This is a genomic window from Frankia sp. CcI156 (assembly GCF_001983015.1).
Lineage (GTDB): Bacteria > Actinomycetota > Actinomycetes > Frankiales > Frankiaceae > Frankia > Frankia casuarinae.
Genome location: NZ_MOMD01000009.1, coordinates 1 through 11,344 on the forward strand (window position 1 = coordinate 1; position 11,344 = coordinate 11,344).

An 11,344-nucleotide genomic window follows, 5' to 3' on the forward strand; every position below is an offset into this window, starting at 1 on the left:
AGCCGGGTCTGTTCGGTACGTGGGGGGTTCGGGGGGTTCGGCCCGCCCGGTGGACATGGCGGAACGACAAGGTCCGCCTCCGCGCGGACACGGTTGACCCAGAGTGGAGCGGGTGACCGGGATCGAACCGGCATGGCCAGCTTGGAAGGCTGGGGCTCTGCCATTGAGCTACACCCGCGAGGTGATCGATGCGAGCTTACCCCGTAGAATGAGCAGGCGACGCCTCGGGGCGTAGCGTAGTGGCTAGCGCGCCTGCTTTGGGTGCAGGAGATCGGGAGTTCGAGTCTCCCCGCCCCGACCGATACCCTCGGCGTGTCACCCCCTGTCCAACGTCGTACCAGGAGACCGCCGCGCCGTGAAGGCCACCAAGGAGACCCTCAGCCCGACCCGGGTCAAGCTCACTGTCGAGGTGCCCTTCGACGAGCTCAAGCCCTCGCTCGAGGCCACATATCGCAAGCTTGCCCGCCAGGTCCGGGTCTCGGGCTTCCGGCCGGGCAAGGTCCCGCCGCGCATCCTGGACCAGCGGCTAGGCCGGGGTGTCATCCTGGACGAGGCCGTCCAGGAGGCGCTGCCGCAGCTCTACTCCGAGGCCGTGCAGGCCGAGGAGGTCGATGTGCTGTCCCGGCCCGAGGTGGACATCACCGAGTTCGCCGACGGCGGCCAGCTCGTCTTCACCGCCGAGGTGGATGTCCGGCCCGAGGTGACTCTGCCGGAGTTCTCGGAGCTTGAGATCACCGTTGACGCCGTCGAGGTCACCGACGAGCAGGTCGAGGAGCAGCTCGGCGCGCTGCGTGATCGTTTCGCGGTGCTCACGCCGGTGGAGCGGGCCGTGCAGGCGGGTGACTACGTCTCGCTCGACCTGTCCGCCGAGGCGGACGGCACGCCGATCGATGGTGCCGAGGCGACCGGGCTGTCCTACGAGGTCGGTAGCGGCAACCTGGTCGAGGGTCTCGACGACGCGATCATCGGCGCCACGGACGGCGAGACCCGCACCTTCACCACGGAGCTGCTCTCCGGTGAGCAAGCMGGTCAGCCCGCCCAGGTGACGGCGACGGTCCGCGGGGTCAAGGAGAAGGAGCTCCCGGCCCTGGACGACGACTTCGCGACCACCGCCAGCGAGTTCGACACCCTCGACGAGCTGCGCGCGGACATCCGGACGCGCCTGGAGCAGTCGCGCCGCACCGAACAGGTCGGCCAGGCCCGGGAGAAGTTGCTGGAAAGCCTCCTGGAGCGGGTGGAGGTGCCGGTGCCCGGCTCGCTGCTCGCCGGCGAGATCGAGGCCCGTGAGCACCGCCTCTCCCGCGAGCTGGAGTACATCGGCACGGACCGCCCGTCCTACCTGGAGACCCTCGGCCAGACCGAGGAGGAGTTCGACGCGGAGGTCCGCGAGTCCGCCGGCAAGGCGATCCGCTCCCAGTTCATCCTGGACGCGGTGATCGATGCCGAGTCGATCGGGATCGACCAGGGCGAGCTGATGGAGCAGCTCATCCTGCGCGCTCAGCGCTCCGGGGTGYAGCCGGACGTCTACGCTCAGCAGCTTGCGCAGGGCGAGGGTCTCACGGCCCTGATGGCCGACGTCCTGCGGACCAAGGCGCTCTTCCTGTTGCTGGAGAACGCCAAGGTCGTCGACGGTGCGGGGACCCCCGTCGAGCTCGCTTTGCCAGCCCGTTCGCAGCCGGACACCKATGCCGACGCCGATCATGACCGCGATGTCACCGTCGCGGCGGAGGCCGTCGCCCCCGGGGACGGGGACGCCACGGTCGAGCCGGTCGAGCCGGTCGAGGCGGAGACCGACGGCAACGGCTGATCAGCGCCTCGCCGCTGGCGCGGTCGCGTTCCTCCCGAAGCAACCATCGGGTCATAACAGGCGAACCGTGGGGGTTGGTCACCGTTCCCACCTGGAACCGTGGCCGGCCCCGCTGTTCGTCTCATCATCGCCGCCTTCCGTGACCGGACGGCGCCGCGCCGAACCAGCCCGCACCCGGCTGGCCATGAGCGCCCACCGGCCCCGGGCTGGCCGGGCTGGCCCGTCCTCACGCCCAGCGCGAACATCGGGCGGGAAGGGCGGGAACTGGGGCGTGTCACAGATAGTGTCGAGCCGGTCAATCAGCCGTCCCATGTGAGGAAGTCGAGGAGCTGACCGTGAGTAACATCGCAGCCCCGCGCCTGCCGGTTCCGGGTCCGGACCTTCGTGCACCCGGTCAGGGTGGACCCGCGTTCGACGACCAGGTGTTCAACCGTCTGTTGGCCAACCGCATCGTCTTCCTCGGCTCGGTCGTCGAGGACTCGATCGCCAACGCGATCTGCGCGCAACTCCTGCTGCTCAACGCGGAGGATCCGACCCGCGACATTTTCCTCTATATCAACTCGCCGGGTGGGTCGGTGAGCGCCGGTATGGCGATCTACGACACCATGCAGTTCGTCGAGAATGATGTCGCGACCGTCTCGCTCGGTCTCGCCGCGTCGATGGGGCAGTTCCTGCTCTGCGCCGGTGCGTCGGGCAAGCGCTACTCCCTGCCGCACGCGCGGATCATGATGCACCAGCCGTCCGGTGGTATCGGGGGCACCGCCTCCGACATCGCCATCCAGGCGGAGCAGATGCTGTACACCAAGCGGATGATGCAGGAGCGCATCGCCTTCCACACCGGTCAGCCGATCGAGCAGATCGAGCGCGACTCCGACCGGGACCGGTGGTTCACAGCCGAGGAGGCCAAGGACTACGGCTTCGTCGACCACGTCGTCCAGCAGGCCCGCCAGGTTCCCAGCGAAGGCCCGGTGAGCTGAGCGGAGCCCCCGCTCACCGGATCGAACCGTCGTCATCCGTCCCGGAGGCAGCCACCATGTTCCACGACAAGCTGTACCAGCAAATGCGGCACGAGCAGGCCCGCCAGGCAGCCGCCCAGCCGCAGGGCCGCTACGTCCTGCCGAACATCATCGAGAAGACCTCCCGCGGCGAGTACGGCATGGATCCGTATTCGAAGCTGCTCAAGGAGCGGATCGTCTTTCTCGGTGTGCAGATCGATGATGTGTCGGCGAACGACGTGATGGCGCAGCTGCTGTTCCTGGAGTCCGAGGATCCCGACCGGGACATCTCGATCTACATCAACTCGCCGGGTGGGTCGTTCACGTCGTTGACGGCGATCTACGACACGATGCAGTTCGTGCGGCCGGACATCTCGACGATCTGCATGGGTCAGGCGGCGTCGGCGGCGGCGGTGCTGCTGGCGGCGGGCACGCCGGGGAAGCGGTTCGCGCTGGAGAACAGCCGGATCCTCATCCACCAGCCGTCGGCGCAGGGCGAGGGCCAGTCGAGCGACATCGAGATCCAGGCGCGGGAGATCCTGCGGATGCGGTCTCTGCTGGAGCGGATGCTCGCCGTCCACACCGGCAAGAAGGAAGAGGACATCCGCAAGGACATCGAGCGTGACAAGATCTTCAGTGCCGACGAGGCCAAGGAGTACGGCCTGATCGACGAGGTCATCAAGACCCGGAAGTCCTCCCGGCTCGCCACCGCTCGCTGAGGTGCCGGGCCGGCGGTCCGAGCCCGCGGTCGGAGCCTCGCGAGGCGTGACGTCTCGTGAGGCCGGCCCGCGGTCGTCGGCCGTCGGCCGCTACCACACCCGACGCGCCGATGCGGTGAAACCCGGTCAGCGGTTCTCGTCCGTGACGCGATGGCCTAATGGGACTGCGTGGACGGGCGAGGGCGGCCAAGGTGACCGTAGGCTGACCGGTATGAGCCGAGCGATTGGGCTCTCACCGGACGGYTCGGCGGGGTACCGTCCCCACGGGGATGGTTGCAGGCAGACACGCGACGACTGGGCGGTGTCAACCGCCCCTGACATGCAGGCGACACCATCGTCTGGACGAAGGGACTGAGTCCTCGGTGGCACGCATCGGTGATGGCGGTGACCTGCTCAAGTGCTCGTTCTGCGGTAAGTCGCAGAAGCAGGTGAAGAAGCTCATCGCCGGCCCTGGCGTCTATATCTGCGACGAGTGCATCGATCTCTGCAACGAGATCATCGAGGAGGAGCTGTCCGAATCCTCCGAGCTCAAATGGGACGAACTGCCCAAGCCGCGCGAGATCTACGAGTTCCTCGACAGTTACGTGGTGGGGCAGGAGACGGCGAAGAAGACCCTCTCCGTCGCGGTCTACAACCACTACAAGCGGGTCCAGGCGGGCGGATCCAGCGGTGACGGGAGCAAGGGCGAGGTCGAGCTCGCGAAGAGCAACATCCTGCTGCTCGGGCCGACGGGCTGCGGCAAGACGCTGCTCGCCCAGACTCTCGCGCGAATGCTCAACGTCCCGTTTGCCATCGCCGACGCCACCGCGCTGACCGAGGCGGGCTACGTCGGGGAAGACGTCGAGAACATTCTGCTCAAACTCATTCAGGCCGCCGACTATGACGTCAAAAAGGCCGAGACCGGGATTATCTACATCGACGAGGTCGACAAGATCGCCCGGAAGTCGGAGAACCCGAGCATCACGCGGGACGTGTCCGGTGAGGGCGTGCAACAGGCCCTGTTGAAGATCCTCGAAGGCACCACGGCCAGCGTGCCGCCACAGGGCGGGCGCAAGCACCCGCATCAGGAGTTCATCCAGATCGACACGACGAACGTGCTGTTCATCGTGGGCGGGGCGTTCGCCGGGCTCGACCGGATCATCGAGTCGAGGATCGGCAAGAAGTCRCTGGGKTTCCGCGCCGTACTGYACGGCAAGGACGACCCGGACGGATCCGATGTCTTCGGCGACATCATGCCCGAGGACCTGCTGAAGTACGGCATGATTCCGGAGTTCATCGGCCGGCTCCCGGTGATCACCAGCGTGTCCAACCTGGATCGTGAGGCGCTGATCCGCATCCTCACCGAGCCGAAGAACGCCCTCGTCCGCCAGTACAAGCGGCTGTTCGAGCTGGACAGCGTCGACCTCGACTTCACCTCGGACGCGCTCGAGGCCATCGCGGACCAGGCGATCCTGCGTGGGACCGGTGCTCGTGGGCTGCGGGCAATCATGGAAGAGGTCCTGCTCTCGGTGATGTACGACATCCCGAGCCGCAAGGATGTGGCCCGGGTCGTCGTCACCCGCGAGGTCGTGCTGGAGCACGTCAATCCGACGCTGGTCCCGCGCGACGTCGTGTCCAAGCGGGCTCCCCGCCAGGAGAAGTCGGCCTGACGGCGCCTACCCGGCGCCCACTCGGCGTGTCCCGTGCGACTCGGCGCGGCCCGCGCGTCGGGTCACTCAGTGCATTCCGTGCGTCGGGTCCAGCGCGGTCAGGGTCCGGCGGGCCTCAGCCAGATGGTAGAAGGACCCGGTCACCAGGATCGCCCCACCCGGCCCCGCCGCGTCCCGCAGGGCGTGGCGGACGGCGCAGCCGACGTCGGATGCGGCGTGGGCCGGCATCGCCCGCGCCCGCGCCGCGCAGACCAGGTGCTCGGCGCGGATGGCCCGCGGTGACGCCGGTTCGCAGGCGATCAGCGAGCTGATCGGTTGGTGGCGCAGTTCCGCGAGAGTCCCCTCGTAGTCGTGACCGCGCAGCGCCCCGTAGACGACGGTCCACTCTCGCCCGGGGAACTCCTCACGCAGGGACCGGGCGAGCGCCGCGCCCGCTGCCGGGTTGTGCGCCCCGTCAAGCACGCACAGCGGCTGTGCGCGCACGATTTCCAGGCGTCCCGGCGCCCGGACGCCCCCGAGACCGGTCCGGACCACGACGTCGGGGAGGGAATGACCGACGAAGGTCTCCACGGCGGCCAGGGCGCACGCCGCGTTGGCATCCTGATAGGAACCGTGCAGGGACAGTCGCACGTCGTCGTAGCGCGCCTGCGGGGTGCGGAAACCGCCCCGTCGACCCGCCGCGTCCGGGTGGCCGGYGACCGCGGCGAAGTCCCGACCCAGCCGCAGGACGTCCGTGGCCGGGGTCCGGGCGAAGATGTCGTCGAAGCGGGGGTCCACCTCGCCGAGCACCAGGTGACTGCCGGGCTTGACGATCCCGGCCTTCTCGCGGGCCACGCCCGCCATACTCCCGGCGTAGTCCAGATGATCAGCGCCGATGCTGGTGACGACCGCGACCCGCCCGTCGGCGATGTTCGTGGCGTCCCAGCGACCGAGCAGGCCCACTTCGACCACGGCGACGTCGACGGCCAGGTCGGCGAACCATCGGAAGGCGGTGGCCGTCAGCAGCTCRAAGAAGGTGGGCCGTCCACTCATCGGGGCGGYCGCGTCCAGGACGGTGCCCACGCAGCGTCCGAACTCCTCGTCGCCGATCGGTCGGCCGTCGACGACCAGACGCTCGTTCACCCGCTCCAGATGCGGACTGGTGTACAGCCCCACCCGCAGCCCCGCCGCGCCCAGCAGCGCCGAGATGATCCGCGCCGTCGAGGTCTTGCCGTTCGTGCCGGTCAGGTGGATCAGCGGAACCGCCCGGTGCGGATCCCCGAGCCGGCCCGCCAGCTCCCGCATCCGGTCAAGGCTCGGCACCGGCCGACCCGCCGGCATCGTCTGCTTTTCGAGATCCACCGTGTTGTTCAGGGCGGCCCACGCCGACTCGTACGTCCACTTCACAGGCTGGTTCCACTTCACCGGCTGGTTTCGCCCTCCTTCGACCTGGGGTCGACAGTAGTCCGCGGACAGGTGCGCCGGACGCGTCCTTTGCGGGGGAGCGCGGGTACCGGCGTGGGCACCTGCGTAGGCGGGAGTGAACCCGGTGGACCCGTCCCATCGGGCCGTACCATCGGGGATGTGACAGGCGCTGCCGGGACCGCCGGAACCACCCATGCTCCTGATCACGAGCGGGAGGGTCCACGCGCGTTCGCGGCCGAGTACTCCCAACGCCGCGACATCCGCGCCCGGCCGGGCTTCGACCGGCTGCGCCGTCTGCTGGATCTGCTCGGCCAGCCGCAGCGGGCCCTTCCGAGCATCGTGGTGACCGGTTCGGTGGGGAAGAGCTCCACGGTGTCCGCGATCACCGCACTGCTGCACTCGTTCGGCATCCGCGCGGGATCGTTGAGTTCGCCGGGCTGGCTCGGGGCCGAGCAGCGGGTGGGGTTGGCCGACGCCACGATCGATTCCGACGTCCTCGGCCGCGCCTACGCCGATATCGCGCCGTACCTGCCGCTGATCGAGGATGACGGCCGGCTGAGCGCCTTCGAGCTGCTTGCCGCCGTGGCCTTCGCCGCCTTCGCCGACGCCCCCGCCGACCTCGCCGTGATCGAGTCCGGCTGGGACGACGCCGGCGAGCTGAGCGCACTGCTCGACGCGCCGGTGTCGGTCGTCACCCCCGTGGCGGTGGGCGAGTGGGAGCCGGCGGCGGGCCTGGACCGGATCACCACGCGGACGGCGGGAGTCATCCGCGCCGACACCCTGGTCGTGCTGGCCCAGCAGGTCCTGCCCGCCGCGCAGGCGCTGCTGCGGCGCGCCGCCGAGACCGGGGCGATGGTCGCCCGGGAGGGGCTGGAGTTCGGTGTACTCGGCCGGCAGGTGGCCGTCGGGGGGCAGATGATCACGCTGAAGGGGCTGGGCGGCACCTACGAGGAGATCTTCCTGCCGCTGCACGGCGCGCATCAGGCCCATAACGCGGCGGTCGCGCTGGCCGCGGTCGAGGCGTTCCTCGGCGGCGGGCGCAACCAACTCGACGTCGATGCGGTCCGCGCCGGTTTTGCCGAGGTGGACTCCCGGGGCCGGCTGGAGGTCGTCCGCCGGTCCCCGACGATCATTCTTGACGTGGCCGGCTCGCCTGTGGCGGCGGGCGCGCTGGCCGCGGCGCTCGACGAGGCGTTCACCTTCGACGTCCTTGTCGGGGTCATCGCCATCGAGCGCGAGGTCGAGAGTGCCGCCGCTCGGGACGGTGGTGGCGAGCGGGACGGTGCCGCCGAGCGGGACGGTGCCGCCGAGCGGGAGGCAGCGGAGCTCCTGGCCGTCCTGGAGCCGGTCCTGAACACGGTGGTGGTCACCGCCGGTGCTGGGCCCGGATGGCTGCCGGTCGACGGTCTCGCCGCGGTCGCCGTGGGTGTCTTCGGCTCCGACCGGGTGGAGGTCGTACCCCGGTTGGACGACGCGCTCGACGCCGGGGTGCGCCTCGCCGAGGAGGACGCCGATCTGGGTGGCGCCGGCGTGGTGGTCACCGGTTCGGCCTCCGTCGTGGGTCGGGCCCGGGCGTTGCTGCGTCCGTGACGTCCTCCTGGGTTTTCCGACATGTTCCCGACGCGTTCCTGATGCGGTTGCGGGGCGTTCCCGGGACGCCGCGGTCCCGTCACGGTGCGGACGTGGGCACCCTGTAAGTTGGCGAGGGATCCTTGGGTCCCTCGTCGAGGACGACGARGTCGATGATCGAGAAGGAGTACCGTGTCCGTCGAGCGCACCCTCATCCTGGTCAAGCCCGATGGCGTCAGCCGTGGCCTCGTCGGTGAGGTCGTCGGCCGGCTCGAGCGCAAGGGGCTCACTCTGGTGGCGCTCGAACTGCGCACGTTGGAGCGGTCCGTCGCCGAGACGCACTACGGAGAGCATGCCAGCAAGCCGTTCTTCGGTGAACTGGTCGACTTCATCACCTCCGGGCCGCTGGTGGCCCTCGTGGCCGAGGGGCCGCGTGCGGTGGAGGCGTCGCGTGGGCTGATCGGCGCAACCGATCCGGTCAAGGCCGCGCCCGGCTCGCTGCGTGGGGACTACGCGCTGGAGATCGGCCAGAACCTCGTGCACGGCTCGGACTCGCCGGAGTCTGCCAAGCGGGAGATCGACCTCTTCTTCCCGGGCCTGAGCTGACCGCGTAGCCGTTCACACCGACCGGGGCGTTCCCGAGACGCATCGAGACGCCTCCGGTCGGATTTCGGGTGGCCTGGCCTGGCCTGGCCGGGCCGGGACCGTGGGCGTGTCGCCCTCGTGACTCATGGGTGTGCGCAGGGCGGTTCCGGCCCAAGGGTGACACGAAACCGGCCCATCACCGACCGGGGCGGCGAGGGGCCCGGTGTCGGTCTACCCTTCAAGTACTTGCCCGGAGCGTGTCCGGTGGGTCGCGGTAACCGACAGGGTCGTGGTCGGTGGCCGTGGTCGAATTCCCGGTGGGCGCCCGGGTCGTCTTGTCCGATCTACGAACTCTKTACGTGTTCCACGCGCTTCTCCGGCTCCTCGGTAGGCCGTGCCTGTCGGTCGCGCCGGAGGCGGCCAGGACCGCATCCCCCGGGAAGGTCGGTACCCGACGATGTCCAGTTCGCTGTCGTTCCTCGGTCGTGACATGGCCGTCGACCTCGGTACCGCCAACACGCTGGTGTACGTGCGTGGCCGCGGGATCGTCCTCAACGAACCGAGCGTGGTCGCGATCAATACCACCACCTCGGGCATCCTCGCCGTCGGAACCGACGCCAAGCGGATGATCGGCCGGACGCCCGGCAACGTGGTGGCCGTGCGGCCGCTGAAGGACGGCGTCATCGCCGACTTCGAGACGACCGAGCGGATGCTGCGCTACTTCATCCAGAAGGTGCACCGGCGGCGCCATTTCGCCAAGCCCAGGCTGGTCGTATGCGTGCCCTCCGGCATCACGGGCGTGGAACAGCGGGCCGTGAAGGACGCCGGCTATCAGGCCGGCGCCCGCAAGGTCTACATCATTGAGGAGCCGATGGCCGCGGCGATCGGCGCTGGTCTGCCGGTGCACGAGCCGACCGGCAACATGGTCGTGGACATCGGCGGGGGTACCACCGAGGTCGCCGTGATCTCACTGGGCGGCATCGTCACCAGCCAGTCGATCCGTACCGCCGGGGACGAACTCGACGTCGCGATCATCTCCTACGTCAAGAAGGAGTACTCGCTGATGCTCGGCGAACGCACCGCCGAGGAGATCAAGATGGCGATCGGGTCGGCGCACAAGGTTCCCGACGAGCCCAGCGCCGAGATCCGTGGGCGTGACCTGATCACCGGACTGCCGAAGACGATCGTGGTGACCGCGGAGGAGATCCGCAAGGCGATCGAGGATCCGGTCAACGCGGTCATCGACGCGGTGAAGGTGACCCTCGACCGCTGCCCGCCGGAGCTCTCCGGCGACATCATGGACCGCGGCATCGTCCTCACCGGCGGCGGGGCGCTGCTGCGCGGTCTCGACGAGCGGCTGCGGCAGGAGACCGGCATGCCGATCCACATCGCGGAGAATCCACTGCATTCGGTTGCAATGGGGTCGGGCAAGTGTGTGGAGGAGTTCGAGGCCCTACAGCAGGTACTGATCTCCGAGCCGCGGCGCTAGGCGCTTGCGCAGGGCCTTTGCCGATCCCTTCCCATTGGACCGATCCCTTCCCATTGGATATAGCCGGAGCGGTGCCTGGTGCCGCGTGGCCGTCGCCACGCGGCACCGGATCGCGTAAGAGTGTGTTCGGAGGGTGTTGTGGGCCGTGGCACGAGGCGATCTCGCCTGGTGATCGTCGCCCTGCTCATCATCGCCTTCACTCTGATCACCTTGGACTACCGGACCGGGAGATCGGCCACCGGAGCACGTGGGGTTCTGCACTCGATCTTCGGGGGGGTCGAGAACGGCGTCACGACGGTCACCCGCCCGATTGGCCGGACCGCCTCCTCCCTGACGCATCCGAACCGCTATCACGACCGGGCGGATCGACTCGCGGAGGAGAACGCCCGCCTGCGCCGCCAGATCGCCGACGACACCGAGATCGGCCGGATGTCGACCGAACTCGCCGACCTCCGGTTGTTGGCGGACAAGGGCCAGTACACCATCGTGCCGGCGAAGGTGATTGCGGTCGGTGACGTGACGGGGACGGACTGGACCGTCACCATCAACGCCGGCAGGGCCGACGGCATSGTGGTCGACAAGACCGTGCTCAATGCCGACGGGCTGGTCGGCACGGTGTCCGGCGTGACCGAGCACACCGCAATCGTCCGGCTGGCCTGCGACCCGGGTAGTCACATCGGAGCACGGCTCGAACGCACCCAGCTGCTCGGTGCCGTGGCCGGTGGGCAGGGACCGGGCACGTTGACCTTCACGCTGTACGACGCCTCATATCGGGTGCAGAAAGGTGATCGGCTGGTCACCTTCGGCAGTCTCGACTACGTCGCCGGCGTCCCGATCGGTATGGTCACCAAGGTCACTGACGTCGATGGTCTGTCGCGGACCGCCGAGGTCAAACCGTACGCGTCGGTCGGCACCCTGGACCTGGTCGGGGTGGTGGTCGGCAAGCCACCGGCCGACCCCGGCGACCGGGTGCTGACGCCCAGGCCGGTGCCGACCGAGCCGGCCGCGTCCGTTCCGCCGACCGCGTCCGTTCCGCCGGCCCCGCTGTCACCCACCGCTGGGTCGCCGGTGGGGGGATCATTGGCCGGGGCGGCATCCGGCGTCGGGGGCGGAGCGGGTTGAGCGTG

Annotated in this window: 9 protein-coding genes and 2 tRNA genes; 9 read left to right on the top strand and 2 right to left on the bottom strand. The window is 69.1% G+C overall.

Annotated elements, in window-relative coordinates:
* Positions 1-104: 104 nt before the first annotated feature.
* Positions 105-178, bottom strand: a tRNA-Gly gene (locus CcI156_RS03905).
* A 47-nt stretch (positions 179-225) separates the two neighbouring features.
* Here CcI156_RS03905 and CcI156_RS03910 point away from each other — a divergent pair.
* The 5 genes from CcI156_RS03910 (at position 226) to clpX (ending at position 5,170) form a co-directional block, all read left to right on the top strand.
* Positions 226-298: transfer RNA gene (locus CcI156_RS03910), tRNA-Pro, on the top strand.
* Between the two features lie 57 nt (positions 299-355).
* Positions 356-1,807, top strand: coding sequence for a trigger factor (tig, locus tag CcI156_RS03915; protein WP_076804326.1), 1,452 nt, complete (start codon positions 356-358; stop codon positions 1,805-1,807).
* Positions 1,808-2,142: 335 nt separating this feature from the next.
* Entirely contained in the window at positions 2,143-2,784 is a 642-nt protein-coding gene (locus tag CcI156_RS03920) for an ATP-dependent Clp protease proteolytic subunit (RefSeq protein ID WP_011435649.1), read from the top strand.
* Between the two features lie 83 nt (positions 2,785-2,867).
* A complete protein-coding gene (locus CcI156_RS03925) occupies positions 2,868-3,521 on the top strand; it encodes an ATP-dependent Clp protease proteolytic subunit (RefSeq protein WP_193359375.1) in 654 nt (217 codons plus the stop codon).
* 362 nt (positions 3,522-3,883) lie between these two features.
* Positions 3,884-5,170: an ATP-dependent Clp protease ATP-binding subunit ClpX gene (gene clpX, locus CcI156_RS03930; protein WP_076804328.1), complete on the top strand. Its 1,287-nt coding sequence runs from the start codon at positions 3,884-3,886 to the stop codon at positions 5,168-5,170.
* 66 nt (positions 5,171-5,236) lie between these two features.
* Here the strand turns inward: clpX and CcI156_RS03935 are convergent, their stop codons facing one another.
* Complete coding sequence (locus CcI156_RS03935; RefSeq protein ID WP_076804362.1) at positions 5,237-6,556, bottom strand: folylpolyglutamate synthase/dihydrofolate synthase family protein; 1,320 nt, start codon at positions 6,554-6,556, stop codon at positions 5,237-5,239.
* Between the two features lie 177 nt (positions 6,557-6,733).
* Here CcI156_RS03935 and CcI156_RS03940 point away from each other — a divergent pair, with 177 nt between their 5' ends.
* The 4 genes from CcI156_RS03940 to mreC all read left to right on the top strand — a co-directional run bounded on the left by CcI156_RS03940 (position 6,734) and on the right by mreC (position 11,339).
* Positions 6,734-8,164: a dihydrofolate synthase gene (locus CcI156_RS03940; RefSeq protein ID WP_011435653.1), complete on the top strand. Its 1,431-nt coding sequence runs from the start codon at positions 6,734-6,736 to the stop codon at positions 8,162-8,164.
* A 171-nt stretch (positions 8,165-8,335) separates the two neighbouring features.
* Positions 8,336-8,749 carry a nucleoside-diphosphate kinase gene (gene ndk / locus CcI156_RS03945; protein ID WP_011435654.1) on the top strand — a complete coding sequence of 138 codons (414 nt, stop codon included), beginning with the start codon at positions 8,336-8,338 and terminating at the stop codon, positions 8,747-8,749.
* A 436-nt stretch (positions 8,750-9,185) separates the two neighbouring features.
* Positions 9,186-10,217, top strand: coding sequence for a rod shape-determining protein (locus CcI156_RS03950; RefSeq protein WP_011435655.1), 1,032 nt, complete (start codon positions 9,186-9,188; stop codon positions 10,215-10,217).
* Between the two features lie 138 nt (positions 10,218-10,355).
* Positions 10,356-11,339, top strand: coding sequence for a rod shape-determining protein MreC (gene mreC / locus CcI156_RS03955; protein WP_076804329.1), 984 nt, complete (start codon positions 10,356-10,358; stop codon positions 11,337-11,339).
* Positions 11,340-11,344: the final 5 nt, after the last annotated feature.

Excerpts from the sequence above, each read along its gene's own strand:
- CcI156_RS03925 (WP_193359375.1), top strand. The coding sequence starts at position 2,868 with ATGCGGCACGAGCAGGCCCGCCAGGCAGCCGCCCAGCCGCAGGGCCGC.
- CcI156_RS03950 (WP_011435655.1), top strand. The coding sequence starts at position 9,186 with ATGTCCAGTTCGCTGTCGTTCCTCGGTCGTGACATGGCCGTCGACCTC.